This is a genomic window from Streptomyces sp. NBC_01351, from assembly GCF_036237315.1.
GTDB lineage: Bacteria > Actinomycetota > Actinomycetes > Streptomycetales > Streptomycetaceae > Streptomyces.
The window spans coordinates 2,045,846-2,072,824 of the sequence record NZ_CP108356.1 but is presented as its reverse complement, the minus strand read 5'-3'; the positions used below and the strand labels follow the sequence as shown (position 1 = coordinate 2,072,824).

Below are 26,979 nucleotides of genomic sequence, written 5' to 3'. Positions count from 1 at the left end.
CCTGTCACCGTGACGCTGGAGCGACCCCATGGCCACCGACCTCACAGGCCGCAGTTTCCTCAAGGAGCTCGACTTCACCGCCGCCGAGTTCCGCGGCCTGATCGAGCTCGCCGCCGACCTGAAGGCGGCCAAGAAGGCCGGGATCGAGCAGCGCCAGCTCCAGGGCAGGAACATCGCCCTGATCTTCGAGAAGACCTCGACGCGCACCCGCTGCGCCTTCGAGGTCGCCGCCGCGGACCAGGGTGCGCACACCACCTATCTCGACCCCTCCGGCTCGCAGATGGGCCACAAGGAGTCGGTCAAGGACACCGCCCGGGTGCTCGGCCGGATGTTCGACGGGATCGAGTACCGCGGCGACAGCCAGGAGACCGTGGAGGGGCTCGCCGCCTTCGCCGGCGTACCCGTCTTCAACGGCCTCACCGACGACTGGCACCCCACCCAGATGCTGGCCGACGTCCTCACCATGACCGAGCACAGCGCCAAGCCGCTGGAGCGGATCGCCTTCGCGTACCTCGGCGACGCCCGCTTCAACATGGGCAACTCGTACCTGGTGACGGGCGCGCTGCTGGGCATGGACGTACGCATCGTCGCGCCCCGGGCCTACTGGCCGGCCGAGCCGGTGGTGGCCGCGGCGCGCAGGCTCGCGGCGGAGAGCGGTGCGCGGATCACGCTGACCGAGGAGATCGCGGAGGGCGTCGCGCAGGCCGACTTCGTCGTGACGGACATCTGGGTGTCGATGGGCGAGCCCAAGGAGGTCTGGGACGAGCGGATCGCGGCCCTGTCCCCGTACGCCGTCACCATGGACGTGCTGCGGGCCACCGGCAACCCGGACGTGAAGTTCATGCACTGCCTGCCGGCCTTCCACGACCTCGGCACCAAGGTGGGCCGCGAGATCCACGAGAGCCACGGGCTGGAATCGCTCGAAGTGGCGGACGAGGTCTTCGAGTCGGAGTACTCCATCGTCTTCGACGAGGCGGAGAACCGGCTGCACACCATCAAGGCCGTGCTCGTCGCGACGCTGGCACGACCTGTCGCATAGTCATACGCGCGGAGCGCGCGCGGAGTCATGCGCGCGCGGGCAGGGTGAACCACACCGCCTTGCCGTGCGCGGTGGGGCGGTGTCCGCAGGCGGAGCTGAGGGCGCGGATCAGCAGCAGGCCGCGGCCGTGCTCCTGCCAGGGGTCGGGGTGGGCGTCGTCCCGGCACGCCGTCAGGTCGCCGGGCGGCTGCGGATCCCCGTCGTGGACCTCGACCTGGCAGCCGTTCGCCAGGAGCTCCACGACCAGCTCGATCGGGGCGTCGCCGGGGGTGTGCTCCACGGCGTTGGCGACCAGTTCCGCGGTCAGCAGCTCCGCCGTGTCGCTGTCGGCGGGCGTTTCGATCTCGGCCAGCGCGGTACGGACGAGGGCGCGGGCCATGGGTACGGCGGCCGCCGTGTGGGGCAGGGCGATCCGCCAGGCGGAGGCGTCGGGCAAGGCAGGACCGTCCGTTCCGTGGTGGTGGGGGTGGTGGTGCTGGGGGTGCTCGTGGTGCTGAGGGTGCGTCGTGACGTAGGGCCCGTATCGGGAAATCCTGGATTCAACGATACGAAGTCGAAATACCTTCCTGTAGGGCACCCCGACGGAACCGCAAGGGACCATGGGCGGCAAGAGGTCTGGACCATTGGCGGGTGTGGCGTCCGGTCGGGCGAAGTTGTTGCGGTTCTGTGACGGCGGTCAGGATCCGGTGATACCGTCGATGGTGTGAGCCCCTTCACCGGTTCCACAGCAGCGACCGAACGGTGGCACCACCTCCGGCTGACCCGGCAGGACGGCGTCGCCACCGTCACCTTCGACCGCCCCGAGAAGCTGAACGCGCTCACCTTCGGCGCCTACGCCGACCTGCGCGATCTGCTCGCCGAACTCTCCCGCGACCGTTCCGTACGGGCCCTCGTGCTCGGCGGCGAGGGCCGCGGCTTCTGCTCCGGCGGAGACGTGGACGAGATCATCGGCGCCACCCTCGCCATGGACACCGCCCAGCTCCTCGACTTCAACCGGATGACCGGCCAGGTCGTGCGCGCCATCCGCGAATGCCCCTTCCCGGTGATCGCCGCCGTCCACGGGGTCGCCGCCGGGGCCGGAGCCGTCCTCGCGCTCGCCGCCGACTTCCGCATCGCCGACCCCACCGCCCGCTTCGCCTTCCTCTTCACCCGCGTCGGCCTCTCCGGCGGGGACATGGGCGCCGCCTACCTGCTGCCCCGGGTCGTCGGCCTCGGCCACGCCACCCGGCTGCTGATGCTCGGAGAGCCCGTACGCGCGGCCGAGGCCGAGCGGATCGGCCTGCTCAGCGAGCTCACGGAGGAGGGCAAGTCGCTCGTCCGGGCCACCGAGCTCGCCGCGCACCTGGCCGCCGGGCCCGTGCTCGCGTACGCGCAGACCAAGGCCCTGCTCACCGCCGAGCTCGACATGCCGCTGGCCGCCTCCGTGGAGCTGGACGCCGCCACCCAGGCCCTGCTGATGAACGGCCAGGACTACCGCGAGTTCCACGCCGCATTCACCGGGAAGCGACCGCCGGAATGGAAGGGCAGGTAGTCCGATGTCTGCGGGCCGGATGTCTGCGGGAGCCATGCGGGTGGCCGTCGTCGGCGGGGGACCGGGCGGCCTGTACACCGCCGCGCTGCTGGCCCGGCAGGGGCACGCCGTCGAGGTCTGGGAACGGGGCGCCCCCGACGACACCTTCGGCTTCGGCGTGGTGCTCTCCGACGAGACCCTCGGCGGCATCGAACGGGCGGACACCGTCGTCCACACCGCCCTCGGGGCGGAGTTCGTCCGCTGGGACGACGTGGACGTCGTGCACCGCGGCCGGCTGCTGACCTCCGGCGGCCACGGCTTCGCCGCCATCGGCCGGCGCCGGCTGCTGGAGATCCTGCACGAGCGCTGCGCGGGCCTGGGCGTCCGGCTCCGGTTCCGCTCGGAGGCCCCCGACCCGCGGGCGCTCTCCGCCTCGTACGACCTGGTCGTCGCGGCCGACGGGGTGCACAGCACCATCCGCGAGGCCGGCGCCGAGCACTACCGGCCGACCGTGACGCCCGGGCGCTGCCGGTACATCTGGCTCGCCGCCGACTTCGCCTTCGAGGCCTTCCGCTTCGAGATCGCCGAGACCGAGCACGGGGTCGTGCAGCTGCACGCCTACCCCTACGCGGCGGACGCCTCCACGGTGATCGTCGAGATGCGCGAAGAGGTGTGGCGGGCGGCCGGCTTCGACCTGTGCGACGAGACCGAGTCCGCCGCCCGCTGCGCCAAGACCTTCAGCGAGGCCCTGCGCGGACGGCCGCTGCGCGGGAACCGCTCCGCGTGGACGCAGTTCCGTACCGTCGTCAACGAACGCTGGTCGCACGGCAACGTGGTCCTCATCGGCGACGCCGCCCACACCGCGCACTTCTCCATCGGCTCCGGCACCAAACTCGCCGTGGAGGACGCCCTCGCCCTCGCCGAAGCGGTGGGCGGCGCGGACGGCGACGTACCGGCCGCCCTCGCCGCCTACGAGGCCGCGCGGCGCCCGGCCGTCGCCAGCACCCAGCGGGCGGCCGCCGCGAGCATGCGCTGGTTCGAGGAGATCGAGGGGTACCTCGAGCAGCCGGCCCGGCAGTTCGCCTTCAACCTCCTCACCCGCAGCCGCCGGGTCACCCACGACAACCTGCGGCTGCGCGACGAGCGGTTCACGCGGGCGGTGGAGCGGGACTTCGGCTGCCCGGACGGGGCCACCCCGCCGATGTTCACCCCCTTCACCCTGCGCGGCCTGACCCTGCGCAACCGGGTCGTCGTCTCCCCGATGGACATGTACTCGGCCGAGGAGGGCGTGCCCGGGGACTTCCACCTCGTCCACCTCGGCGCGCGGGCGCTCGGCGGGGCGGGGCTGGTGATGACCGAGATGGTCTGCGTCAGCGAGGAGGGCCGGATCACCCCCGGCTGCGCCGGCCTCTACACCCGGGAACAGGCCGCCGCCTGGAAGCGCATCGCCGACTTCGTCCACACCTCCGCCCCCGGCACCGCGCTGGGCGTCCAGCTCGGACACGCGGGCCGCAAGGGCTCCACCCGGGTGATGTGGGAGGGCATGGACGACCCCCTCCCCGAGGGCAACTGGCCGCTGGTCGCCGCCTCCGCGCTGCCCTACCGGCCGGGCGTCTCGGCCGTCCCGCGCGCCCTCGAACGGGAGGATCTGGCCGCGCTGCGCTCCGAGTTCGCGGCCGCCGCCGTCCGCGCCGCCGACAGCGGATTCGACCTGCTGGAACTGCACTGCGCGCACGGCTACCTGCTCTCCGGCTTCCTCTCCCCGCTGACCAACCAGCGCGACGACGCCTACGGCGGCCCGCTGGAGAACCGCCTGCGCTTCCCGCTGGAGGTCTTCGACGCGGTCCGCGCCGTCTGGCCCGAGGACCGCCCGATGACGGTCCGGCTCTCCGCCACCGACTGGGCGCCCGGCGGCACCACGCCCGAGGAGTCGGTGCGGATCGCGGCCGCCTTCGCGGAACACGGCGCCGACGCCATCGACGTCTCCACCGGCCAGGTCGTCGCGGACGAGGCCCCCGAGTACGGGCGTTCGTACCAGACCCCGTACGCCGACCGGATCCGGGGCGCCCTCGGCGTCCCCGTCATCGCCGTCGGCGCCATCTCCTCCTGGGACGACGTCAACTCCCTGCTCCTGGCGGGCCGCGCCGACCTGTGCGCCGTCGGCCGCCCCCACCTCTACGACCCGCACTGGACCCTGCACGCGGCCGCCGAGCAGTCCTACGAGGGCCCGGCCGCGCCCTGGCCCGCCCCGTACCGCGCGGGGAGCCGGCCGCCGCCTACCGGTCGGGGTTGAGGCACTCGTGGCACAGGCAGGGCTCCGGGTGCGGCCGGCTAGGCCAGGCCCCGGAGCGGTACTCCCGGGCGTACCGCTCCAGTTCGGCCGCCACGGCCGCCGCGTGCGCCCGGTCCTCGAAGGGCGAGGCCGAGACGAGCGGGACCAGGGCCGGCCCGTGCACCAGGCGCGGCCGGAAGCCGTGCAGGTCGCGGGTGGCCACGTACGCCTCGGCGTAGCGGGAGGTCCCGCGGGGCCGCCCGGCGACCGTGCAGCGGGTGCGCTCGCCGGTCCACGAGCAGACGTACACCTTGGCGCCGCCCTTGAAGCGCCTGGTCCCCGGGCGCAGGGCTTGGCCGCCCTCGCCGTGGCGGCGCCACAGGACCACGTTCGCGGCGATCGACCAGACGGGCTCCGGTGTTTTCCCCGGCGCGGTCATACGGCGACGACCTCCGCACGGTCCTCGACGGGGACGTAGCCCAGGCGCAGGTAGACGCCGTTGCTGGTGTCGTTGGCCAGGTCCGTGAAGAGGAGCACCTCCGAGGCGCCGGCCGCGTACGCCGCTTCGCTCGCCGCGTGCGTGACCCCGGCGGCGTACCCGCGGCGGCGGGACGCGGGCGGGGTGTAGACGGGGCCGACGCGGGCGGCCGAGCCGATGGTGCGCGAGCAGGAGGCGAGCGCGACGGGCACCCCGGCATCCTCCCAGAGCAGGATCCCGCCGTACGAGATCCGGTCGCGCAGCAGGTCCTCGGAGACCGGACCCGGGACGCCCGCCTCCAGGTGGAAGGCCGCGATCCATTCCAGCAGCAGCGGCAGGTCCGCCTCGGTGGCGAGCCGGGCCCGCCCGGCCGGGGCGGGATCCGGGGCGACCAGTCCGGCCAGCCGGTAGAGCCGGATCTCCTCGGCGAACCGGGTGGGCCTGCCCCAGGCCTTCGCCAGCGCCTCCGCGTCGGGGCGGCGGGCGTTGATCCCGTGCAGCCCGGCGAGCAGCGGCTCGGTGGCCAGCGCGTCCCCCAGCGCCCGGACCGCCTCCTCCGGTACCACGCTGAGCAGCAGCGGGAACGGCGGCGTGCACAGCAGGGCCCCGGTGACGGCCCCGCCGGCGTCGGTCCACCAGCCGAAGAAGGGCGCGTCGGACCCGAACGCGGAAGTCCCGCGCCGTGCCAGTCCGTCGGTCACGGTCAGCAGGACGGTGTTGGAGACGGGCTCCGCGGCCACGGCCGGGCCCGTCGCGGTCAGATAGGCGGCCAGGTCAGAGGTGAAGGTCCAGGTCATGGCACATCCTGGCGCGGTGCCGGGCCCGCACGCACCCGGATTTCCGACCCGGATTCACGCGGGCAGCCACCCCGGCCACCACGGCGGCACGTTGTCGGGCCCGCACTTCTCCGGGTTCCCCGGATACCCGTCGAGGGTGCCCCGGACGGAGAAGTACAGCACCGTCAGACCGGCCAGCACGAGCAGGACCGTGCCCAGCTGCAGCGCCACGGGCTGCCGGTCCAGGAGGAAGGCCACCAGCAGGGCCACGACGCCGAAGGCCATGGTCAGCGGCAGCAGGGTGAGGCCCAGTTCGAGACGGCCGCCGGGCTCCGCGCCCGCGTCGCAGTACTCGCGGGCGCGGGCGGCCAGGGAGATGGCCGCGCAACCCGCCGCGATTCCGGCGAGAGCCGCCGGGACCAAGGTCAGGAAACGTTTCTTCGGGGAGGGGCGCGCAGCGCGGGGCGTCATACCCCGCTACGACGCCTGCCGCCCGGTCACGGTTGCGGCCACGGCCACGGCCACGGTCGCGCTCAGGGCTACGGTCACGTTCACGGTTGCGCGAACCGCGTGCCCCGCTCCCGGAGGCGTGCGTGGAGCTCGGCGAAGACGGCCGCCGCGCGGTCGCCCGGCCAGTCCGCCGGGAGCAGGTCGCGGGGCAGGCCCGGGTCCGCGTAGGGGAGGCGGCGCCAGCTGTCCAGGGCGAGGAGGTAGCCGCGGTAGGCCTCCTCCGGAGTCGGCTCCGGGCCCGACTGGAGGGCGCGCAAGGCAGGTTCGTGCAGGTCGAGGAACTCCTCGTGCTGCTTGGCCAGGGCCGCCAGGTCCCACCATCGGGCCACCGCCTCCGCCGTGGGGGCGAAACCGAGGTGGGCGCCGCGGAACAGCTCCACGTACGGGGTCAGCCGCAGCCGGTCCAGCGTGTGCGAGGCCTCGTCCGCGAGCCTGGCCGGGGCGATCCACACGCCCGGCGCCACCGTGCCGAAACCGAGCCGGGACAGCCGCGAGCGCAGCAGGTGCCGCTTGCTGCGCTCCTGCTCCGGGACGGAGAACACCGCCACCAGCCACTCGTCCGTCAGCTCCGGGCTGCCGTAGATCCGCCGGTCGCCGTCGTCCAGCAGCTGCCGCGCCTCCTCGGAGAGCCCGTACGCGGCCGAGCCGTCCGCCGCGCGCCCGGGCACCAGGAAGCCGCGCCGCTTCAGCCGGGACACCGACGAGCGGACCGACGGGGCGTCCACGCCGGCCGCGCCCAGCAGGCGGATCAGCGCGGACACCGGGACCGGGCCCTCGTAGGCGCGCCCGTAGGCGCCGTAGAACGTGACGATCAAAGATCGCGGAGTGTGCTGTTCGACCACGGTTTCACTCTAGGTCCCGTAGCCGGAAGCGTTGCAGCTTGCCCGTCGCGGTACGGGGCAGCGCCGGCAGGAAGACGAAGGAGCGCGGGCACTTGTGCGGGGCCAGCTCGGCCCGCATGAAGGCGCGCAGCGCCTCCTCCGTGAGCACCGCTCCCTGCCGCGGGACGGTGTACGCCACCACGATCTGCCCGCGTCGCTCGTCCGGGCGGCCCACCACGGCGGCCTCCACCACGTCCGGGTGGCGCATCAGGGCTTCCTCCACCTCCGGGCCCGCGATGTTGTAACCCGACGAGATGATCATGTCGTCGGCGCGGGCGACGTAGCGGAAGTAGCCCTCCGGGTCCCGGACGTAGGTGTCGCCCGTCAGGTTCCAGCCGCCCTGTACGTACTCCCGCTGCCGCGGATCGGCCAGGTAGCGGCAGCCCACCGGGCCGCGCACGGCCAGCAGCCCCGGCTCGTTGTCCGCGACCGGGCGGCCGGAGGCGTCGACCACCCGCGCCTGCCAGCCCGGGACCACGCGGCCGGTCGTGCCGGGCCGGATGTCCTCGTCGGCGGCGGAGATGAAGATGTGCAGCAGCTCCGTAGCCCCGATGCCGTTGATGATCCGCAGGCCCGTGCGCTCGTACCAGGCCTGCCAGGTGGTGGCGGGCAGGTTCTCCCCGGCCGACACGCAGCGGCGCAGGGCGGAGAGGTCGTACATGCCCACGTCGTACGGGCCCAGGGCGTCCAGCATCGCCCGGTACGCGGTGGGCGCCGTGAACAGCACCGTCACCCGGTGCTGCGCGAGGGCCGGCAGCAGCCGGCGCGGCACCGCCTCCTCCAGCAGCAGCGCGGACGCCCCGGCCCGCAGCGGGAAGACCACCAGCCCGCCGAGGCCGAAGGTGAAGCCGAGCGGCGGGCTACCCGCGAAGACGTCGTCCGGGCGCGGGCGCAGCACGCCGCGGGAGAAGGTGTCGGCCACGGCGAGCAGGTCGCGGTGGAAGTGCATGCATCCCTTCGGCTGTCCGGTGGTGCCGGAGGTGAAGGCGATCAGCGCGACGTCGTCGGCGGAGGTCGGGGCGGCCTCGAAGGGCCGGGCGTGTCTCTCGCTCTCGGCGAGCCGGAGCAGATCGTCCTCCGCGCCGCCCCCGTACGCGGTGATCCGCAACCCCGGCACCTCGGCCTTCGCCAGGTCGTCCAGGACGTCCACGTGGCACACGGCGTGCCGTACCCGGGCCATCGCGCAGACCGTGGCCAGCTCCTGCGCGCGCTGTTGCGGCAGTACGGTCACCGCCACCGCGCCCGCCTTCATCACCGCGAGCCAGCAGGCGGCGAGCCAGGGGCCGGTGGGGCCGCGCAGCAGCACCCGGTTGCCGGGGACGACGCCGAGGTCGGCGGTGAGCACGTGGGCGAGCCGGTCCACGCGCTCGCGCAGGTCCCCGTACGTCCACACCTCGCCGCTCCCGCTGCGGAAGGCGGGGCGGTCCGGGCCCTCGGGCCCGAACCGGGCGATGGTGGCGTCGAGCAGCTCGGACCCGCAGTTGAGGCGGTCCGGGTAGGCCAGTTCGGGCAGCTCGAAGAGGAGTTCCGGCCAGGCGTCCGCGGGTGGCAGATGGTCGCGGGCAAAAGTGTCGGTGTGAGCGGAAGGCTTCAGGTCCAAGGCGGGTTCGCCCCCTTGCGACGGTCCCGGGTGGGGTGGAGCGGGCCGTGCGGTCACACCCCCGGCTGCAGCTGGGTGGGGTCCCCCCCCGGCCGGAGGCTGGGGGAGTGCCCCTTCACGAGCGTATCGTGATGGTGACGGCAGTCAACAGGACGCGATAGAAGCGGGGATGTTCGGATGAACGGATTCGCGCTCGGGGTGGACCAGGAGACGTGGTGCGGGCAGTTGCGCGCGCTGTCGGCCGACCGGCTGCGGCCACTGGCCGAGAAGGGGGAGCCGGGCCGGGTCAACCGGCCGCTGCTCGCGGCACTGGGGGAGCTCGGCCTGCTGGAACGGGTGTTCACGGCGGGCGCGCTGGAGCTGTGCCTGCTGCGGGAGTCCCTCGCCTACGGTTGCACGGAGGCCGAGACGGCGCTCGCCCTGCAGGGGCTGGGGGCCTACCCCGTACTGCGGGCGGGCAGCGCGGAGCAGCGCGAGCGGTGGCTGCCCGGGGTGCGCGCGGGGCGGGCGGTGGCGGCGTTCGCGCTGAGCGAGCCGGGGGCGGGCTCGGACGCGGCGGCCCTGGAACTGGCGGCCGCGCCGGCACCGGGCGGCGGCTGGCTGCTGACCGGCCGCAAGCGCTGGATCTCCAACGCCCCGGAGGCCGATTTCTACACCGTCTTCGCCCGGACGGGTGAGGGGCCCGGCGCGAAGGGCGTCTCCGCCTTCCTCGTCCCGGCGGACCGGCCCGGACTCACCGGCGAACCGCTCGACATGCTCTCCCCGCACCCCATCGGCGCCCTCGCCTTCGACGCTGTCCCGGTCGGCCCGGCGGACCTGCTGGGCGAGCCCGGGCGGGGCTTCCGCGTCGCGATGGACACCCTGAACCTCTTCCGCCCCAGCGTCGGCGCCTTCGCGGTCGGCATGGCCCGGGCGGCGCTGGACGCCACGCTGGCGTACACGGCGGTCCGGAGCGCCTTCGGCGGGACGCTGAGCGACCTCCAGGCGGTCGGGCACCGGGTGGCGGAGATGGCCACCCGCACGGAGGCCGCCCGGCTGCTCGTGTACGCGGCGGCGGGTGCGCACGACGCCGGCTCGCCGGACGTGCCGCGCCGGGCGGCGATGGCGAAGCTGCTGGCCACGGAGACCGCCCAGTACGTGGTGGACCACGCGGTCCAGCTGCACGGCGCGGTCGCCCTCCAGCGGGGGCACCTGCTGGAACACCTCTACCGGGAGGTGCGGGCGCCGAGGATCTACGAAGGGGCGAGTGAAGTGCAGCGTTCGATCATCGCGAAGGAGCTGTACCGGGAGGCGGCGGCCGGATGAGCCTCGACCGGATCAACCCGGCGGAACTGTCGCCGGCGACGGGCTTCTCCCACGCGGTGGTGGCCACCGGCTCGCGGCTGGTTCTCCTGGCCGGGCAGACCGCGCTGGACGGCGCGGGGAAGGTGGTGGGGGAGGGCCTGGTGGAGCAGTTCGAGGTGGCCCTGACGAACCTGCTGGCGGCCCTCGCCGGGGCCGGGGGCGCCCCGGCGGACCTGGCGAGGGTGACGGTGTACGCGGTGGACGTGGCGGCGTATCGCGTGCACGCCGCCGAACTGGGCCGGATCTGGCGCCGGTTGGCGGGCCGCGACTACCCCGCGATGGCGGTCATCGGCGTGGTCCGCCTGTGGGACGAGGAGGCCCTGGTGGAACTGGACGGCCTGGCGGTGCTCCCGTAACGAGGCGGGGGCCGGCGCGGGCGGTCGGTGCCCGGGCCCGCGTCGGCCCCCGCGGGGTCGCGGCCAGTGGATCCTGTGCTCCGTCCGGAACGGGCCGAGGTCGATCGCCGTCGCCGCCTGCGCCCCCCGGACGGACCGGTTCCGGGGCGCCGCCGCGAGGGCGCGGGACTCATGCCGTGGGGGACCGGTCCGGTGTGCCCCGGCGGCGGCGGTATTCGTCCGCCGGGAGGCCTCCGATGCCCCAGTCCTCCAGGGGGACCTCGTCGATGAGGACGAACGTGGTGGACGGGTCCTTGTTCAGGACCTTGACCAGGAGGTCCGTGATTCCGGCGATGATCTCGGCCTTCTGGGCGGCGGTCGCGCCCTCTCGGGTGATCTTGACGTTGACGTACGGCATGGCGGCGGCCCCTCAGACCGTGCGGCCGGTGACGTGGCCGCCGTCCACGCGCAGGGCGTGGCCCGTCACGAAGCCGGCGCCCGCGAGGTAGAGGACCGCCTCGGCGATCTCCGAGGCCTCGCCGACCCGGTTCAGCAGGGCGAGTCCGCCGAAGGAGTCCACGTCGGAGCCCTCGTGCAGCGGGGTGCGGATGATGCCGGGGGAGACCAGGTTGACGCGGATGCCGTCGGCCGCCAGTTCGGCGGCCAGGCTCGTGGTGAGGCCGTGAACGCCCGCCTTGCTGGCCACGGGTGCGCTCGCCGGGAAGCCGGCCAGGCCGTGGTCCACCAGGACGGTGCCGATGTTGACGATGCTGCCGCCCTCGCCCTGCGCGCGCAGCGCCCGCACCACGGCCTGGGTGGTGAGGTAGGTGCCCTTGAGGTTGCCCGTCAGGAAGCCGTCGAGTTCGGCCTCGGTGACCTCCGTGAAGGGCTTGGAGGCGAAGGTGCCCGCGTTGTTGACCAGGACGTCGATGCGGCCGAAGCGCTCCAGCGCCGTACGGACGAGCGCCTCGCCGGTCGCGGGGTCGGCGATGCTGCCCGCGACCCACGCGGTCCGCTCCGGATGGCCGAGGCCGGCGGCGGCCTTGGCGAGGCGGTCGGCGTCCCGGCCGTTCAGGACGACGTTCGCGCCGTCCGCCAGGAAGGCCCGGGCGATGTCCAGACCGATGCCGCTGGAGGATCCGGTGATGAGAGCAGTGGTGGTCATGGGCGTGTGCCTTTCCCAGGTGGTCGATCGGCTGACACCCAGAACCTACGAGCCCTCAACCCATAACACCACGACGAGAAATGGAGCATGCCATAATCCAGCGTTATGGACGTGGATCTGCGTGACCTGGAGCTGCTCAACGCCACCGCCGAAGCCGGCTCGCTGACCGCCGCCGCCGAGCGGCTCTACGTCAGCCAGCCCGCCCTCAGTCAGCGGCTGACCCGGCTCGAAGCCCGGCTCGGCATGCTCCTGTTCGACCGGGAGGGCCGCCGGCTGGTGCCGAACGCCGCGGGCAGGCGGCTGTTGGTCGCCGCCCGCCATGTGCTCGGCGAACTGGAGTCGGCCACCCGCGACCTGCGAGAGATCCGCGACGGGCGCGACCGGCGGGTCCGCTTCACCGCGCAGTGCAGCACCACCTTCCCCTGGCTTCCGCCGGTGCTGCGCGCCTTCCGCGAGCGCGAGCCGGGCATCGACGTGCGCATCGAGACCGTCGCCGACGACGCTCCGGTCCCGGCACTCCTCGCCGACCTGGTCGACGTCGCGCTCGTCACCAAACCGGACGTGCAGATGGAACGGGTGTCCCTGACCCGGCTGTTCGACGACGAGATGGTGGCCGTGGTCCCGGCGGGGCATGCGTGGGCCAGCCGCAAGCACCTGACCGCCCGGGATTTCGACGGTGCCGATCTGGTGCTGTACGACTTCTACGACCAGAAGCGCATCCCGTCGCTGCCGCTGCCGATCCCCGTCGGGGCCCGGCCCGGCCGGATCACCACGATGCCCGTGGTGACCGACCTGGTCGTCGAGATGGTGGCGGGCGGCCAGGGAGTGACGGTACTGCCCAACTGGGTGGCCGCCCCGTACGCGGCCTCGCACGGACTGGCGCTGGTGCAGATCGGTGCGAAGCCGCTGACCCGGACCTGGTTCTGCGCGACGAGAACGGGTGAACTCCCGCCCCATCTGGAGGTGTTCGTCGAGGAGCTCGTGGGGTGTCTCGAAGCTCCCCGCGCCCGTTAGGAGTCCAGTAGACGGCCCATCCACTCCTCGATGCCGGCGACCGTGCGCGGCAGCGCCCCCGACATCAGGCGGGCGCCGTCCGAGGTGATGACCAGGTCGTCCTCGATGCGGACGCCGATGCCGCGCAGTTCCGCCGGGAGGGTCTCGTCGTCCGGCTGGAGGTACAGGCCGGGCTCCACCGTGAGGACCTGGCCCTCCTCCAGGACGCCGTCCAGGTAGGCCTCCGACCGGGCCTTCGCGCAGTCGTGGACGTCCAGGCCGAGCATGTGGCCGCTGCTGCAGAGCGTGTAGCGGCGGTGCAGGTCGCCCTCCGCGTCCTTGAGCACGCCCCAGTCCGCGAGGCCCTCCGCGATCACCCGCATCCCGGCCCGGTGGAAGTCGCGGAAGCTCGCCCCGGGGCGCAGCGCCGCCATGCCCGCGTCCTGGGCGGCCAGGACCAGCTCGTAGACCTGGCGCTGGACGGGGGAGAAGCGTCCGGAGAGGGGAAGGGTGCGGGTGATGTCCGCGGTATAGAGGGTGTCGGTCTCGACGCCCGCGTCCAGGAGGAGCAGTTCGTCCCCGTTCAGCCGGCCGTCGTTGCGGATCCAGTGCAGGACGCACGCGTGGGCGCCCGACGCCGCGATCGTGTCGTACCCCGTGCCGTTGCCCTCGGCCCGTGCGCGCAGGCCGAAGACCCCCTCGATCCAGCGCTCCCCGCGCGGGTGGACGAGGGCGCGCGGCAGGGCCCGTACGACGTCCTCGAACCCGGCGGTCGTGTGGTCCACCGCCAGTTGGAGCTGCTCCACCTCCCACGCGTCCTTCACCAGGCGCAGCTCCGACAGGGCGGTGGCGAGTCCGGAGTCGCGGGACGCGTCGCGGCCCGCCGGCGAGCCCAGGGCGTCCAGGTGGGCGCAGCGCATGCCGGTGAGGCGCTCGGCTTCGGCCAGGTCGGGGCGGCGGCCCACCCAGAACTCCCCGTAGCGGCGGTCCCGGTAGAACTCCTCGTTCCCGTCCGCCCGCGGCGAGCGCGGCCGCAGGTACAGGACCGCCTCGTGCCCGTGCGGGCCCGAGGGCTCCATGACCAGGACGTGGCCGACCTGGTCCTCGCCCGTCAGGCCGGTCAGCCAGGCGTACGCGCTGTGCGGGCGGAAGCGGTGGTCGCAGTCGTTGGTGCGGACCTTCAGCTCACCGGCCGGGACGATCAGCCGCTCGCCCGGGAAGAGCGCCGAGAGCCGGGCCCGGCGGGCGGGCGTGACGGCGTACGAGGGGACGCGCGTGGAGCCGGGCAGCGGGGTCGGGGCCCAGTTGTCCGCCATGAATCGGGACAACTCGGCTGATACGGGCAGGTCGTGGCTGCCCGTGTTGAGGCGGGAGGGGGTGTCGGTCACGGGGGCTCCCTCAAGAAGATGCGAACTGATGGGCGCGCAGGTCTTGTCAGTGCAATTTCACATTACTATGTTACAGCTCACACCGCGGCACGTTAATCCCCGTCAAACGCCGTGTGACCCAGGGCAGTTCACGCACCAGGGCAGTTCACGCACCACCCCCCACCTCACCCTCTCCAACCAGGAGTTTTCGGTGTTCCAGCACAAAACCGTGCGTTCGACCCTTCTCGCCTCCGCCGTGACGGTCACCCTCCTCGCCTCCGCGGGCCAGGCCGTGACCCAGGCCGCCGACCGCGGAACCACCGCCGTCGCCGGCAGCGCGACGCCCGGCACCTTCACCGGCGGGGCCCCGGCCGCGAACCCGTTCGACGAGGTCGACCACCTCGCCAACGCGAAGCGCGACACCCCGGCGGACGCCCTCGCCCCCGGCGGGCAGGAGCTCGCCGGGAAGGTCCCCGGAGCCTCGACGGCCGCCGCGGCCGCCTCCGAGCGCAGCGAGAAGAGCCGCAAGGCGACCGCCCAGTCGGCCCCGACCGCGCTGAGCGTGGCCGCCGGCGTCCCCTGCACCCTCGACGGGATCAAGAACCTCTCCCCGGAGCAGTTCGCCGACTTCCTCGCCGACCCGGCGGTCACCGCCGACGGCTGCCTGCGCGGCCTCATCTGGACCTGGGACGCCCGCCTCACCCCGGTGATGTCGGACGCGCACGTGCAGGCCGTCTCCCGGCGGATATCCAGCCTGGCCGCCGCGCACGACGGCCGTAACTCCTCCCACCTGGAGGAGATGTTCACGTACCTGCACGCGGTCGCCTACCACGACTACGGGCGCTCCGAGATCGACGTCACCGACGCGCCGACCGTGGACGCCATGCGCCGCGCCATCGCCGACTTCGGCAATGCCGCCCGCACCTTCGACGTGACCGCCTCCAACGCCCGCACCCTGCGCGAGGCCCTCTACGCCGGCAGCGCGCCCGGCCTGCGCCAGCACCAGCTCGGCCTCATCACGAAGGTCCTGACCACCATGGACCCGGCCCACCCGGCCACCCACCTCGACGCCGGCTGGGCGGGCGCCGCCCTCGCGGGCCTCTCCGTGAACTACCTCGGCGTCTACCCGGGCAACCAGGACACCGCCTTCCACGCGGCCGTCGCCGCCGACCCCGCCTACCGCGCCGCCTTCAAGGCCTTCGCGAACTACACCCACCTCAAGGGCACGAACAACGCCTGGGTGGCGCGCGACGCCCTCAGCGAGTACGCCCGGTTCGGCCAGGTCGCGGGCCTGCGGGACCAGGTCGTCGCCGACCTCGGCGCGATGCTGGAGCCGGTGAAGGCCGCCCTCGGCACCGAGCCCTGGGCCAAGGTCGTCTCCTGGCTGAACTTCTACGAGGCGTGCAAGCCGTACGGGGTCTGCAAGGAGGACATCGAGAAGCAGATCTTCCCGTACACGTACACCTACGACAACGGAGCCATCAAGGTCCGCACCGGCCTCGACCGGGCCACCGTCGACCAGCTCTACTACGCGAGCAAGCAGGTCAAGGCGCAGTACCACCGCGTGCTGGGCACCGAGCAGCCGCTCGCGGGCGACCCCAACGCCACCCTGAACATCGTGCTGTACGGCTCCCGCGCCGACTACGAGAACTACCACCCGATCCTGACGGGCTACGACACCAACAACGGCGGCATCTACATCGAGAACGGCGCCACCTTCTACACCTACCAGCGCCGCGTCCCGCAGGACTCCTCGCTCACCCTCGAGGAGCTCTTCCGCCACGAGTACGTCCACTACCTCAACGGCCGCTTCGCCGTCCCCGGCTTCTTCGGCCAGGGCCCCTGGTACGAGGGCGACCGTACGACCGCCATGGACGAGGGCACGGCCGAGTTCTTCGACGGCGCCACCCGCGACAACGGCATCGCCGTCCGCAAGTCCCTGGTCAAGAGCATCATCAACGACACCTCCGGCGGCGGCCCGCGCATGTCCGTCGAGCAGCTGCTGAACGCCACCTACGAGGGCGACGGCTTCCGCTTCTACAGTTACGCCGGCACGTTCTTCGAGTTCCTGTGGACCGAGAAGCCCTCGCTGCTGCGGGAGATGTACACCCACCTCCGCAACAACGACGTGGCGGCGTACGACGCCTGGCGCCACCGCCTCGGCGCGGACACCTACCTCCAGCGCGACTACGACCGCTTCCTGGACGCGCAGATAGCCAAGGTCGACCAGCTCTTCGTACCGAACACCGCCTACACCCCCAACGCGCAGCTGCGCGACTCGGCGCTCTCCTCGGTGAAGTCGGCCTTCGCCACGGCCACCTACAACACCCCGGACTGCGTGGAGAACGGGGAGCCCGGGAAGCGCCGCTTCACCTGTACCGGGCGCATCACCGCGAACCTCTCGAACTGGCGCAGCGACGACCAGAACTTCAAGGACATGTCCGAGACGGTCGACTACTTCATCCTCGACCGTGCGGGGGCGGCCTCCAACAACCTCGCCGACATGAACTGCTCCTTCGGCCCGCTGGAGATCTGGACCAACAAGGTGGCGGGGACCTCCAGTTACAACTGTGAGGGTCCCCTCCGCAGCTGATCCGCACCGGACCGGTCCCGCACCCGCGGGACCGGTCTGGGCAGCCTCTAAAGAATGTGACATATTACTGCCGTGCTCAAGAGACACTCCCTGGACGCCGTCATCATCGGCGCCGGCGTCGTCGGAGCGGCCTGCGCCTACTACGCGGCCCGCGCCGGACTCGCCGTGGCCGTCGTCGACCGCGGCCCCGTGGCGGGCGGTACGACCGGCGCCGGCGAGGGCAACCTGCTGGTCTCCGACAAGGAGGCCGGCCCCGAGCTCGACCTGGCCCTGCTCTCCACCCGCCTCTGGCACGAACTCGCCGCCACCCTCCCCCGGGAGATCGAGTACGAGTCCAAGGGCGGCCTGGTGGTCGCCTCGACCCCCGCCGCGGTGGACGCCCTGCGGAGCTTCGCGGCCGGGCAGCACAAGGCCGGCGTCAAGACGGTCGAGGTGGCGGCGCACGCCCTCCACGACCTGGAACCCCACCTCGCCCCCGGCCTGGCGGGCGGATTCCTCTACCCCCAGGACGCCCAGGTCCAGCCCGCCCAGGCGGCGGCCCGCCTGCTGGCCGCCTCGGGCGCGGAGGTCCACCTGGGCGAGGAGGCCACCGACATCCTCCTGGACGCGACCGGCGCGGTACGGGGCATCCGCACCCCGCGCCGCGAACTCCTCGCCCCCGCCGTGATCAACGCGGCCGGGACCTGGGGCGGCCGCATCGCCTCCCTCGCCGGGGTCGAGCTCCCCGTCCTCCCGCGCCGCGGGTTCGTCCTGGTCACCGAACCGCTGCCCCGCGTGGTCCGGCACAAGGTCTACGCCGCCGACTACATCGCGGACGTGGCCAGCGGCTCCGCCGCGCTCCAGTCCTCGGCGGTGGTGGAGGGCACCCCGTCGGGCCCCGTCCTGATCGGCGCCACCCGCGAACGCGTCGGCTTCGACCGCACCCTCTCCACCGAAGCCCTGCGCCGCCTCGCCTCCCAGGCGGCAGCCCTCTTCCCCGTCCTCTCCGACACCCGGATCCTGCGCACCTACCACGGCTTCCGCCCCTACCTCCCCGACCACCTCCCGGCGATCGGCCCCGACCCCCGCCGACCCGGGCTCCTGCACGCCTGCGGCCACGAGGGCGCGGGCATCGGACTGGCCCCCGCGACGGGCCTCCTCATCGCGGCGGCCCTGACGGGAGCCGAACCCGCGCTCCCCCTCGCCCCCTTCCGCCCGGAGCGCTTCGGGTGACCCGGGCCGCGGGCGTGCCGATGCGCGGGGCCATTCCCCCACCCCGCCCCTTCCCGAAACCGGGCTCTGCCCGGACCCGCGCCTCAATCGCCGGCGCGGCTCAAAGATCCGGGGCTCCGCCCCGTACCCCGCTCCTCAAACGCCGGAGGGGCTGGTTTTTGCGCACCCTGGACGGGGACGGGGTGGGGTGTTGTCCGGGACGTAAAACGTGATTTGTGGCGCGGCACCCTGCCCCACCAACGAAGACCCGCCCAGGCGCCATAAATCATGAGTCCCGGACAACACCCCACCCCGGCACCGGCCCCACCCGCAGCCCCCCGCCAGGGGAACGGCACCGGCCCCACCCGCAGCCCCCCGCCAGGGGAACGGCACCGGCCCCACCCGCAGCCCCCCGCCAGGGGAACGGCACCGGCCCCACCCGCAGCCCCCCCCGCCAGGGGAACGGCCCCCACCCGCAGCCCCGCCAGGGACACCGCACCGACCCCTTTCCAGTCCCCCGAGGAGGACCCCCTGATGCGCACCCCCCGCTCCCTGGTCGGCGGCACCCCTTCGGCCGCCTACACCATCGGCTTCGACGGCCGCGAACTGCCCGCGCAGGCAGGCCAGTCCATCGCCGCCGTCCTCTGGTCGGCCGGCATCCTCGCCTGGCGGACCACCCGTGACACCGGCGCCCCGCGCGGCGCCTTCTGCGGGATCGGCAGCTGCTACGACTGCCTCGTCACCGTCAACGGCCGCCCGAACCAGCGCGCCTGCCTGGTCCCCGCCCGCGAGGGCGACTCCGTCACCACCCAGGAGGGAACCGGCCATGCCGACCTCGCTGTCTGAGTCCCCCGCGCCGGCGGGCCCGGCCGACCTCGCCGTCGTCGGCGCCGGCCCCGCCGGCCTCGCGGCCGCCGTCACCGCCGCCGACCTGGGCCTGCGCGTCACCCTCCTCGACGCGGGGGAGCTGCCCGGCGGCCAGTACTACCGCCACCCCGCGCCCGCCCTGGGTGCGGCCCGCCCCGAGGCCCTGCACCACGGCTGGGGCCACTTCGCGCGCCGCGAAGCCGCCCTGCGGGCCCACATCTCGGCGGGCCGGATCACGTACCTCCCGCTCCACCACGTATGGACGGTGGTCCCGGGCGGCGACACCTGGACCCTGCACGCCGTGGCCGGCCCCGAGGAATCGGCGGCCACCGTCCACGCCACCGCCGTCCTCCTCGCCACCGGCGCCTACGAGCGCCAACTCCCCTTCCCCGGCTGGACCCTCCCCGGGGTCGTCGGAGCCGGCGGGGCCCAGGCCATGCTCAAGGCCGGGCTCGTCCTCCCCGGCAAGCGGGTGGTCGTCGCCGGAAGCGGCCCGCTGCTGCTCGCCGTGGCCGGCTCGCTCTCCGCCGCCGGAGCCACCGTCCCCGCCGTGGTGGAGGCCGGCGCGTACACCGCGTACGCCGGCCACCTCCCCGCCCTGCTGCGCAACCCCGGCAAGCTCGTCGAGGCCGTCACGCACGGCGGAGCCCTCGCCCGGCACCACGTCCGGCTCCTCACCCGGCACGCGGTGACCGAGGCGCACGGCACCGACCGGGTCGAGGCCGTCACCGTGGCCCGGCTCGACCGGGACTGGCGTCCGCTGCCCGGCACCGCCCGCAGGATCCCCTGCGACGCCCTCGCCGTCGGCCACGGGCTCGTCCCCCAGCTGGAACTCGCCACCGGACTCGGCTGCGCCACCCGCCGCAGCCCCGACGGCACGGTCGCCCTCGACCTGGACGCCGCGGGCCGCACCTCCGTGCCCGGCATCCTCTCCGCAGGGGAGACCGGCGGCATCGGCGGCGCCCAACTGGCCCTCACCGAGGGCGAGATCGCCGCCCACACGGCCGCCGGCCGACCCGCCCCCGCCGCCCTCACCCGGGCCCGCGCGCGGCTCCGCGCATTCGCCGACGCGATGGCCGCCGCCCACCGCCCGGGTGCCGGCTGGACCGGGTGGCTCCCCGACGACGCCCTCGTGTGCCGCTGCGAGGAGGTCCCGGCAGGCCGGATCCGGGAGGCCGCCGAGGAGCTCGGCGCGCGGGACGCCCGTACGGTCAAACTCCTCACCCGGGCCGGCATGGGCTGGTGCCAGGGCCGGATGTGCGGGCCCGCCGTCGCCGCCCTAGCGGGGGAGGACCCTGCCCCCGACCGGCGCCCCTTCTCCTGCCCGGTCCCGCTGCGCCACCTCGCGGAACTTCCCCCCACCGACGGCTGATCCGCCCCGCCGGGCCCTTGTGGCCACCTCACACCCACTAGTAAAATGTCACACATCACTCTAGGGAGCTCATCCATGAACCACGCGCACACCCCCGCGCCCATCCCGCCCCGCACCCGCCCCTGGCACGGCATCATGGTCGCCACCGCGCTTCCCCTGCGCGAGGACCTCAGTGTCGACTACGACGCCTACGCCGAACACGTGGCCTGGCTGATCGCCAACGGCTGCGACGGCGTGGTCCCCAACGGCTCCCTCGGCGAGTACCAGACCCTCACCGACGAGGAGCGGGCGCGCGTCGTCCGTACCGCCGTCGAGGCCGCCGGCGACGGCGCCCGCGTCATGCCCGGCGTCGCCGCCTACGGCAGTGCCGAAGCCCGGCGCTGGGCCGATCAGGCAGCCGAGGCCGGCGCGGGCTCGGTCCTCCTCCTGCCGCCCAACGCCTTCCGGGCCGACGAGCAGACCGTACGCGCCCACTACGCCGAGGTCGCCGGCGCCGGGCTGCCCGTCGTCGCGTACAACAACCCCATCGACACCAAGGTGGACCTGACCCCGGCCCTGCTCGCCCGGCTCCACGCCGACGGCTCCATTGTCGCCGTCAAGGAGTTCAGCGGCGACGTGCGCCGCGCCTACGAGATAGCCGAACTCGCCCCCGGTCTCGACCTGCTCATCGGCGCCGACGACGTCCTCCTCGAACTCGCCCTCGCCGGCGCGGTCGGCTGGATCGCCGGCTACCCCAACGCCCTCCCGCAGTCCTGCGCCACCCTCTACCGGGCCGCCGTCGCGGGAGACCTCACCACTGCCCTGCCGCTCTACAAGTCCCTGCACTCCCTGCTGCGCTGGGACTCCAAGACCGAGTTCGTCCAGGCCATCAAGCTCTCCATGGACCTGGCCGGCCGCCCCGGCGGCGCCACCCGCCCGCCGCGCTTCCCGCTCACCGGGGAGATCGAGGCCGCCGTCCGCGCCGCCACCGAGAAGGCCCTCGCCGAGGGCCTCAACTAACCCACGACCAGCCGACCGGGGGGACCCATGCGCACCCGCCACATCTACCACGCCGTGGACTCGCACACCGAGGGAATGCCGACCCGGGTGATCACCGGGGGAGTCGGGGTGATCCCCGGCGCCACCATGGCCGAGAAGCGGCTCCACTTCATCGAGCACATGGACCACGTCCGGACCCTGCTCATGTACGAGCCGCGCGGGCACTCCGCGATGAGCGGCGCCATCCTGCAGCCCCCCACCCGCCCGGACGCCGACTTCGGCGTCCTCTACATCGAGGTGTCGGGCCTGCTCCCCATGTGCGGGCACGGCACCATCGGGGTCGCCACCGTCCTGGTCGAGACGGGCATGGTGCCGGCCGTCGAGCCGGTCACCACCGTCCGGCTCGACACCCCGGCCGGGCTGGTGAGCGTGGACGTCCGCGTCGAGGACGGGGCGGCCACCGCCGTCACCTTCACCAACGTGCCCTGCTTCAGCGTCGGCCTCGACCTGAAGACCGAGGTCCCCGGCTTCGGCACGGTCACCTACGACCTGGCCTACGGAGGCAACTTCTACGCCTTCGTCGAACTCGACGCCCTCGGGCTCCCCTTCGACCGGGCCCGGAAGGAGGACCTGATCGCCGCCGGCCTCTCGATCATGGACGCGATCAACGCGGGCGACGACCGCCCCGTCCACCCCGAGAACCCCTCCATCGCCGGGGTCAAGCACGTCTACCTCGCAGCCCCCGGTTCCGACGCCCGCCGCTCCCGGCACGCCATGGCCATCCACCCCGGCTGGTTCGACCGCTCGCCCTGCGGTACGGGCACCAGCGCGCGCATGGCCCAGCTGCACGCCCGCGGCCTGCTCGACCTCGACACCGACTTCGTCAACGAGTCCTTCATCGGCACCGAGTTCACCGGCCGGCTCGTCGGCGAGACCACCGTCGGCGGACTCCCCGCCCTCGTCCCCACCGTCACCGGCCGGGCCTGGATCACCGGCACCGCCCAGTACTTCCTCGACCCGACCGACCCCTTCCCCGGAGGCTTCCTCTTGTGAACACCGTCCGCACGGTGGACTACCACACCGCCGGCGAGCCCTTCAGGATCGTCGACGCGCGTGCTCAAGGCCTGCCGCCCGTCCCCGGGGATACCGTCGCCGAGCGCTGTGCCACCGCCATCGGCCCGGGAGGCTCCGGGACCGCTCCGCGCCGGGGCGCGCTGGACGACGTACGGCGGCTGCTCGTGCAGGAGCCGCGCGGGCACGCCGGGATGTACGGCGGGTTCGTCGTCCCGGCCGACGACGACGGCGCTCACTTCGGTGTGCTGTTCTGGCACAAGGACGGCTACTCCACCGCGTGCGGCCACGGCACCATGGCCCTCGGGGCCTGGGCCGTGGACAGCGGTGTGGTCGCCGCCCCGGACGACGGGGACGTGGCCGTGCGCATCGACGTCCCCTCCGGCCGGGTCACCGCGACCGTGCACCGGGACGGCGGGCGCACCACCGGCATCACCTTCCGCAACGTCCCGTCCCGGGTGAGCGCCCGCAAGGTGCCGGTCGCCACCACGCTCGGGATCGCCGAGGTGGACATCGCGCACGCCGGGGCCTGTTACGCGTCCGTCCGCGCCCGGGACCTCGGCCTGGACGTCACCCGCGCCGCACTGGCGGACCTGGTACGGGCCGGGGTGGAGATCCGGGCCGCGCTGGCCACGCACCCCGCGACCTGGCACCCCGACGGCCCGCTGCTGTCCGGGGTCTACGGGGTGATCTTCCACGAGGAGCTGCCCGACACGCCCTTCGGGCCGCACCAGCGCAACGTCACCGTCTTCGCCGACGGGCAGATCGACCGCTCGCCCTGCGGCTCCGGCACCTCGACGCGGCTCGCGCTGCTCGCGGAGGACGGGCGGCTCGGCCCGGGGGAGGACCTGCTGCACGAGTCGGTGCTGGGCACGGTGTTCACCGGGCGGATCTTCCCGAACGGGGTCACGGAGGTCACCGGGGCGGCGTACCGCACCGGTGAGCACACCTTTAGCGTCGACCCGAATGACGCGCTCGGGACGGGGTTCCGGCTTTGAATCCTCCCGCTCACCACGGAACGGGATTCCTGGCTCACGCTGCTCAATCGCTCAGCGAACGATTGAGTCTTCTGCGATCAGCGCCAGCCGGGTTGAAACCAGCCCGGATTGGACGACACGCCCTGGGACTTCACTTGCGCGCTTGGTTCTCGCTACGCAGTCAGAAGCTTACGATCCGTCACGCTAGGGGGGTGTTCAGTGGCTGAAATCCCGCAATTGTCCGGAGAGGGCATGGCCAGGCTGCTCACCCCGGCCGCCACCGCGGACGCTTTGGCCGACGTACTGCGGGCCGGACTGGATCCCGAGAACTGCCCGCAGCGCAGCGCCCTGGCCGTACCCGGCGGCGGCGAACTGTTGCTGATGCCCGCCGCGTCCGCCTCGTACGCGGGGGTGAAGATCGTCGGGGTGGCGCCCGGCAACCCCGCCCGCGGGCTGCCCCGGATCACCGGGTCCTACCTGCTGCTCGACGGGCCGACGCTGCGTCCGCTCGCCCTGCTCGACGGCGCGGCCCTGACCACCCTGCGCACCCCGGCGGTCTCCGCCCTGGCGCTGCGGCACCTGGCTCCGGCCGGGCGGCCGCTGCGGCTGGTGCTCTTCGGCTCCGGACCGCAGGCTTACGGACACCTCGAAGCGACCCTCGCGGTGCGGGAGTTGGCCGAGGTGGTGGTGGTCGCGCGGGGCGCCGAGGGTGCGGAGCGGCTCGCCGCGCACGCCCGTAGCCTGGGGCCACGGGCCCGTACCGGCACCGCGAAGGACGTGGCCGACGCCGATCTGGTCATCTGCTGCACCACCGCCCGCGAGCCGCTCTTCGACGGGCGCCTCGTCGGCCAGGGCGCCACCGTCGTCGCCGTCGGCTCGCACGAGCCGACGGCCCGGGAGACGGACACCGCCCTCGTGCGACGGGCGGCGGTGTACGTGGAGTCGCGCGCGGCGGCCCTGCGCGAGGCGGGGGACCTGCTGGTCCCGGAGGCGGAGGGTGGGGGCACCCCCAGCGGTAGCTGGGGGACAATCGGGCCCGGTCACATCACCGGAACCCTCGCCGACCTGGTGGCGGGCCGGATGCCGCCGCCGGGAAGGTCGCAGAGTTGTCCACAGCTCTTCAAGAGTGTGGGCATGGCCTGGGAGGATCTTGCCGTGGCGGTCGCGTTGTTCGAGGCTGCCGGGGCGAGCAGCGCAACGTGACATTGTACGCTGTTCCTCTGCCCACTGAGGGTGTCGGGCGTCTCGGAGGAAAAGCAATGGGTGACCTGAAGCAGCACAGTCTCATCAAGGCCCAGGAACGGCTGCGCGACCAGGTCGGCCACGCCCTCCGGGCGGCCCTGATAGCGGGCGAACTGCGCCCGGGCAGCGTCTACTCGGCCCCCGGCCTCGCCGCCGAACTCGGCGTCTCCGCCACCCCCGTGCGCGAGGCGATGCTCGACCTGGCCCGTGAGGGCCTGGTGGAGCCCGTCCGCAACAAGGGGTTCCGGATCACCGAGGTCAGCGAGCGCGACCTGGACCAGTACACCGAGCTGCGCACGATGATCGAGGTCCCCACCATCGGCCGGATCACGAAGATCGCCACGCCCGAGCAGCTGGAGGAACTGCGACCGATCGCCGAGGAGATCGTCACCAGCGCGCGCGAGCACAACCTCATCGGTTACCTGGAGGCGGACCGCCGCTTCCACTTGACGCTGCTCGGCCTCGCGGGCAACGACCGCCTCGTCGAAACCGTCGGCGACCTGCGCAAGCGGTCCCGACTGTACGGTCTGACCGGGCTGGACGAGGCCGGCAAGCTGGTCTCCTCGGCCGAGGAGCACATCGAGCTGCTCGACCTGATGATCAGCGGCAACGCGGAGGCGGCCGAGGAGTGCATGTCCCGCCACCTCGGCCACGTCCGCTCCCTCTGGGCCCAGGGCCGCGACGAACCGGTGGGCCGCACGCCGGGCCGCCTGGGCTCGGGGATCTGACGCCCGGCCAGGCCGTTCCTTTCGGATCGGGCGGGGCCGGTGTGGTGCCGTCCCGGCCCCGTCCGGACCGGCGGGCACCGGCCTGATCCGCAAAACGGTCTAGGCGGAGTCGCAGTCGCAGTCGCACCGGTACGGCGGGGGAGGGCCGCCCGCCGCGTCCGCGAGGTCCACCAGCGTCCGCATCACGGCCTCCGGCAGCATCGGCGAGGACGCGGCCGCTTCGGCGACAGCGCCTTCCGCGTCGCCCAGCAGGCGCAGCAGCGCCGCGAGCGGCAGCCGGGGATGCCCGGAGCCGGCGACCTCGCGGCGGACGGTCGTGTCCTCGTCCGCCGCCAGCCGCTCGGCGAGCTCGGCCGGCAGCTCCGGATCCCGCAGTGCCAGGACGCGCAGGCGCGGGGACGGGTCGGTTCCGAAGCGGCGCAGCGTCTCGACGGGGAACCGGACGCGGTCGGCGGGCCGGCCCGGGAACTTGCCCTGCACGTGCCGCCTTTCCAGGTCCTCGGCCACGGCGAGGTCCTTCTCCGGCATCCCGCCGAAGGCCAGGAAGCGCACGGTCGCGTCCTCGTCGGCGAGCATCCTCCTGCGCCCCTCGACGGGCAGGGCCTTGCTGTCGGCAGCCGCGCGCCGCACCCCCAGGTAGGGGGAGTCCGCGTACGGGAGCGGATCGGCCGCCACCCAGGGGTACGAGCCCATGTGCGACGCGACGACCGTGATGTAGCAGAGGAAGTCGTCTTCGTCCTCGGCGGCGTCGGTCAGCTGCTCGTGGGCCCGGAGGTAGCCGGGCTGTAGCCCCTCGTGGATCTCCGCCCGCAGCTTCGGCGGGGTGTCCGCCCGTGCGAAGACCGCCCCGCGCACGGTGGGGTTCGGGTCCCGGGCGAGTACGTCGCGCAGCTCCGCCCCGAGGTCCGGGTGCTGTGCCACGCGCTCGCGCATCTCCTCGTCCGGGTCGGCGGCCAGGAGGGCGACGGTTTCCGGGTCCAGCTCCAGCAGGCCGACCGCGCACCGCCGGGTGGCCGGGTCGGCGAGCAGCGCCGCCCCGAGATCGGCGGGCGGTCGCCGGGTGCAGGCCGCGGACCGCACCCGCGGGTCCGGGTCGGTGAGCAGCGCGCGGAGGGCGTCCTCGGGCGGGTCGGCCCAGGCGGTCGCGGCTGCCCGCCGTACGTCGGCGTCCGGGTCGGCCGCCAGTGCGGCGAGCGATTCCTGCGACACGAGCGGGTTCCGGGTGAGGGACACCCGGACCTCCGGGTCGGGGTCGGCGCGGAAGAGTTCGTGCCGACCGTCGTCCGGATGGTCGCGGCTCGCGCGCGTGGACCGGACGTCCGGGTCCGGGTGGCACGCGAGGCGTGCGGCGACGGAGTCCGGCAGGCGGTGTGCGAGGGCGAGGTCCTCCGCCTCTCCTGCCGCGATGAACGCCTCGCACACCTCCGGCGACGGCGTGATCTCGCGTCGCAAGGCGATGCTGAGGCTCCTGCGGTACGGCAGGAGGCGCAGCACCACGTCATCGGGAAGCGTCGCGTTCCGGGCCAGACCGTTGAGCGTGGAGGGCAGCTGCCCAATCTCCGGCAACGGTATGCGGTCCTCGTCCTCGTCCATGACCGGTGATCGTAGGCGACGTCACCAACACCCCCCTCCGAGGCCGGATTTGGACACGGCTGGATAACGGGGAGCTCAAACCCTTGTCAGTGCAATT

The 26,979-nt window shown here is 73.5% G+C and carries 25 protein-coding genes; 15 read left to right on the top strand and 10 right to left on the bottom strand.

The window, feature by feature from the left end; translation table 11 throughout:
• Positions 1-28 precede the first annotated feature (28 nt).
• On the top strand, positions 29-1,039 hold the full coding sequence (gene argF / locus OG625_RS09290) for an ornithine carbamoyltransferase (RefSeq protein WP_329378213.1): 1,011 nt from the start codon (positions 29-31) through the stop codon (positions 1,037-1,039).
• A 25-nt stretch (positions 1,040-1,064) separates the two neighbouring features.
• On the opposite strand, the gene OG625_RS09285 is transcribed toward argF, so the two are convergent.
• Positions 1,065-1,418, bottom strand: coding sequence for an ATP-binding protein (locus tag OG625_RS09285; protein ID WP_329390531.1), 354 nt, complete (start codon positions 1,416-1,418; stop codon positions 1,065-1,067).
• Between the two features lie 324 nt (positions 1,419-1,742).
• On the opposite strand from OG625_RS09285, the gene OG625_RS09280 reads away from it, so the two are divergent.
• Positions 1,743-2,570 carry an enoyl-CoA hydratase family protein gene (locus OG625_RS09280; protein WP_329378211.1) on the top strand — a complete coding sequence of 276 codons (828 nt, stop codon included), beginning with the start codon at positions 1,743-1,745 and terminating at the stop codon, positions 2,568-2,570.
• Positions 2,571-2,589: 19 nt separating this feature from the next.
• Positions 2,590-4,842 (top strand): bifunctional salicylyl-CoA 5-hydroxylase/oxidoreductase, encoded by a 2,253-nt coding sequence (locus tag OG625_RS09275; protein WP_329378209.1) that lies wholly within the window; start codon positions 2,590-2,592, stop codon positions 4,840-4,842.
• On the opposite strand, the gene OG625_RS09270 is transcribed toward OG625_RS09275, so the two are convergent.
• The 5 genes from OG625_RS09270 to OG625_RS09250 all read right to left on the bottom strand — a co-directional run bounded on the left by OG625_RS09270 (position 4,826) and on the right by OG625_RS09250 (position 9,066).
• Positions 4,826-5,260 carry a hypothetical protein gene (locus OG625_RS09270; RefSeq protein WP_329378207.1) on the bottom strand — a complete coding sequence of 145 codons (435 nt, stop codon included), beginning with the start codon at positions 5,258-5,260 and terminating at the stop codon, positions 4,826-4,828. The two genes, OG625_RS09275 and OG625_RS09270, sit on opposite strands and share 17 nt — an antisense overlap.
• On the bottom strand, positions 5,257-6,096 hold the full coding sequence (locus OG625_RS09265; protein WP_329378206.1) for a GNAT family N-acetyltransferase: 840 nt from the start codon (positions 6,094-6,096) through the stop codon (positions 5,257-5,259). The genes OG625_RS09270 and OG625_RS09265 overlap by 4 nt, the downstream gene beginning before the upstream one ends.
• Positions 6,097-6,150: 54 nt before the next feature.
• Positions 6,151-6,546, bottom strand: a complete 396-nt coding sequence (locus OG625_RS09260; RefSeq protein ID WP_329378204.1) for a hypothetical protein — start codon at positions 6,544-6,546, stop codon at positions 6,151-6,153.
• An 80-nt stretch (positions 6,547-6,626) separates the two neighbouring features.
• Positions 6,627-7,427: a PaaX family transcriptional regulator gene (locus OG625_RS09255; RefSeq protein WP_329378202.1), complete on the bottom strand. Its 801-nt coding sequence runs from the start codon at positions 7,425-7,427 to the stop codon at positions 6,627-6,629.
• Between the two features lie 4 nt (positions 7,428-7,431).
• Positions 7,432-9,066, bottom strand: a complete 1,635-nt coding sequence (locus OG625_RS09250; RefSeq protein WP_329378200.1) for an AMP-binding protein — start codon at positions 9,064-9,066, stop codon at positions 7,432-7,434.
• 177 nt (positions 9,067-9,243) lie between these two features.
• Here OG625_RS09250 and OG625_RS09245 point away from each other — a divergent pair, with 177 nt between their 5' ends.
• Together OG625_RS09245 and OG625_RS09240 are read left to right on the top strand one after the other, a co-directional pair.
• Positions 9,244-10,371 carry an acyl-CoA dehydrogenase family protein gene (locus tag OG625_RS09245; RefSeq protein WP_329378198.1) on the top strand — a complete coding sequence of 376 codons (1,128 nt, stop codon included), beginning with the start codon at positions 9,244-9,246 and terminating at the stop codon, positions 10,369-10,371.
• Positions 10,368-10,766, top strand: a complete 399-nt coding sequence (locus tag OG625_RS09240; RefSeq protein ID WP_329378196.1) for a RidA family protein — start codon at positions 10,368-10,370, stop codon at positions 10,764-10,766. Before OG625_RS09245 ends, OG625_RS09240 begins: the two co-directional genes overlap by 4 nt.
• Before the next feature lie 169 nt (positions 10,767-10,935).
• Here OG625_RS09240 and OG625_RS09235 read toward each other — a convergent pair whose 3' ends face one another.
• Both OG625_RS09235 and OG625_RS09230 read right to left on the bottom strand, forming a co-directional pair.
• Positions 10,936-11,163, bottom strand: a complete 228-nt coding sequence (locus OG625_RS09235) for a tautomerase family protein (RefSeq protein WP_329378194.1) — start codon at positions 11,161-11,163, stop codon at positions 10,936-10,938.
• Between the two features lie 12 nt (positions 11,164-11,175).
• Entirely contained in the window at positions 11,176-11,910 is a 735-nt protein-coding gene (locus OG625_RS09230; protein ID WP_329378192.1) for an SDR family NAD(P)-dependent oxidoreductase, read from the bottom strand.
• 105 nt (positions 11,911-12,015) lie between these two features.
• Here OG625_RS09230 and OG625_RS09225 point away from each other — a divergent pair, with 105 nt between their 5' ends.
• Positions 12,016-12,924 (top strand): LysR family transcriptional regulator, encoded by a 909-nt coding sequence (locus tag OG625_RS09225; protein WP_329378190.1) that lies wholly within the window; start codon positions 12,016-12,018, stop codon positions 12,922-12,924.
• Here OG625_RS09225 and OG625_RS09220 read toward each other — a convergent pair.
• Entirely contained in the window at positions 12,921-14,291 is a 1,371-nt protein-coding gene (locus OG625_RS09220) for an aminopeptidase P family protein (protein ID WP_329378188.1), read from the bottom strand. The genes OG625_RS09225 and OG625_RS09220 overlap by 4 nt on opposite strands.
• 190 nt (positions 14,292-14,481) lie before the next feature.
• Here OG625_RS09220 and OG625_RS09215 point away from each other — a divergent pair, with 190 nt between their 5' ends.
• The 9 genes from OG625_RS09215 to OG625_RS09175 all read left to right on the top strand — a co-directional run bounded on the left by OG625_RS09215 (position 14,482) and on the right by OG625_RS09175 (position 25,289).
• Positions 14,482-16,863, top strand: coding sequence for a collagenase (locus OG625_RS09215; RefSeq protein ID WP_329378186.1), 2,382 nt, complete (start codon positions 14,482-14,484; stop codon positions 16,861-16,863).
• Positions 16,864-16,935: 72 nt separating this feature from the next.
• On the top strand, positions 16,936-18,075 hold the full coding sequence (locus OG625_RS09210) for an NAD(P)/FAD-dependent oxidoreductase (protein ID WP_329378184.1): 1,140 nt from the start codon (positions 16,936-16,938) through the stop codon (positions 18,073-18,075).
• Between the two features lie 510 nt (positions 18,076-18,585).
• Positions 18,586-18,900, top strand: a complete 315-nt coding sequence (locus OG625_RS09205) for a (2Fe-2S)-binding protein (RefSeq protein ID WP_443067879.1) — start codon at positions 18,586-18,588, stop codon at positions 18,898-18,900.
• Positions 18,881-20,293, top strand: a complete 1,413-nt coding sequence (locus OG625_RS09200) for an NAD(P)/FAD-dependent oxidoreductase (protein WP_329378180.1) — start codon at positions 18,881-18,883, stop codon at positions 20,291-20,293. Before OG625_RS09205 ends, OG625_RS09200 begins: the two co-directional genes overlap by 20 nt.
• A gap of 75 nt (positions 20,294-20,368) precedes the next feature.
• Positions 20,369-21,292: a dihydrodipicolinate synthase family protein gene (locus OG625_RS09195; protein ID WP_329378178.1), complete on the top strand. Its 924-nt coding sequence runs from the start codon at positions 20,369-20,371 to the stop codon at positions 21,290-21,292.
• A gap of 27 nt (positions 21,293-21,319) precedes the next feature.
• Positions 21,320-22,324 (top strand): proline racemase family protein, encoded by a 1,005-nt coding sequence (locus OG625_RS09190; RefSeq protein WP_329378176.1) that lies wholly within the window; start codon positions 21,320-21,322, stop codon positions 22,322-22,324.
• Complete coding sequence (locus tag OG625_RS09185; protein WP_329378174.1) at positions 22,321-23,340, top strand: proline racemase family protein; 1,020 nt, start codon at positions 22,321-22,323, stop codon at positions 23,338-23,340. Before OG625_RS09190 ends, OG625_RS09185 begins: the two co-directional genes overlap by 4 nt.
• 231 nt (positions 23,341-23,571) lie before the next feature.
• Positions 23,572-24,522: an ornithine cyclodeaminase family protein gene (locus OG625_RS09180; protein ID WP_329378171.1), complete on the top strand. Its 951-nt coding sequence runs from the start codon at positions 23,572-23,574 to the stop codon at positions 24,520-24,522.
• A 56-nt stretch (positions 24,523-24,578) separates the two neighbouring features.
• Complete coding sequence (locus OG625_RS09175; protein ID WP_329378170.1) at positions 24,579-25,289, top strand: GntR family transcriptional regulator; 711 nt, start codon at positions 24,579-24,581, stop codon at positions 25,287-25,289.
• A gap of 99 nt (positions 25,290-25,388) precedes the next feature.
• On the opposite strand, the gene OG625_RS09170 is transcribed toward OG625_RS09175, so the two are convergent.
• A complete protein-coding gene (locus tag OG625_RS09170) occupies positions 25,389-26,882 on the bottom strand; it encodes a hypothetical protein (RefSeq protein WP_329378168.1) in 1,494 nt (497 codons plus the stop codon).
• Positions 26,883-26,979: the final 97 nt, after the last annotated feature.

Bases quoted from the DNA above. Each gene is read 5' to 3' on its own strand.
- argF (WP_329378213.1), top strand. From the start codon at position 29: ATGGCCACCGACCTCACAGGCCGCAGTTTCCTCAAGGAGCTCGACTTC.
- OG625_RS09285 (WP_329390531.1), bottom strand. From the start codon at position 1,418: ATGGCCCGCGCCCTCGTCCGTACCGCGCTGGCCGAGATCGAAACGCCC.
- OG625_RS09275 (WP_329378209.1), top strand. From the start codon at position 2,590: ATGTCTGCGGGAGCCATGCGGGTGGCCGTCGTCGGCGGGGGACCGGGC.
- OG625_RS09270 (WP_329378207.1), bottom strand. From the start codon at position 5,260: ATGACCGCGCCGGGGAAAACACCGGAGCCCGTCTGGTCGATCGCCGCG.
- OG625_RS09265 (WP_329378206.1), bottom strand. From the start codon at position 6,096: ATGACCTGGACCTTCACCTCTGACCTGGCCGCCTATCTGACCGCGACG.
- OG625_RS09260 (WP_329378204.1), bottom strand. From the start codon at position 6,546: ATGACGCCCCGCGCTGCGCGCCCCTCCCCGAAGAAACGTTTCCTGACC.
- OG625_RS09245 (WP_329378198.1), top strand. From the start codon at position 9,244: ATGAACGGATTCGCGCTCGGGGTGGACCAGGAGACGTGGTGCGGGCAG.
- OG625_RS09240 (WP_329378196.1), top strand. From the start codon at position 10,368: ATGAGCCTCGACCGGATCAACCCGGCGGAACTGTCGCCGGCGACGGGC.
- OG625_RS09235 (WP_329378194.1), bottom strand. From the start codon at position 11,163: ATGCCGTACGTCAACGTCAAGATCACCCGAGAGGGCGCGACCGCCGCC.
- OG625_RS09230 (WP_329378192.1), bottom strand. From the start codon at position 11,910: ATGACCACCACTGCTCTCATCACCGGATCCTCCAGCGGCATCGGTCTG.
- OG625_RS09225 (WP_329378190.1), top strand. From the start codon at position 12,016: ATGGACGTGGATCTGCGTGACCTGGAGCTGCTCAACGCCACCGCCGAA.
- OG625_RS09200 (WP_329378180.1), top strand. From the start codon at position 18,881: ATGCCGACCTCGCTGTCTGAGTCCCCCGCGCCGGCGGGCCCGGCCGAC.
- OG625_RS09195 (WP_329378178.1), top strand. From the start codon at position 20,369: ATGAACCACGCGCACACCCCCGCGCCCATCCCGCCCCGCACCCGCCCC.
- OG625_RS09190 (WP_329378176.1), top strand. From the start codon at position 21,320: ATGCGCACCCGCCACATCTACCACGCCGTGGACTCGCACACCGAGGGA.
- OG625_RS09180 (WP_329378171.1), top strand. From the start codon at position 23,572: ATGGCCAGGCTGCTCACCCCGGCCGCCACCGCGGACGCTTTGGCCGAC.
- OG625_RS09175 (WP_329378170.1), top strand. From the start codon at position 24,579: ATGGGTGACCTGAAGCAGCACAGTCTCATCAAGGCCCAGGAACGGCTG.
- OG625_RS09170 (WP_329378168.1), bottom strand. From the start codon at position 26,882: ATGGACGAGGACGAGGACCGCATACCGTTGCCGGAGATTGGGCAGCTG.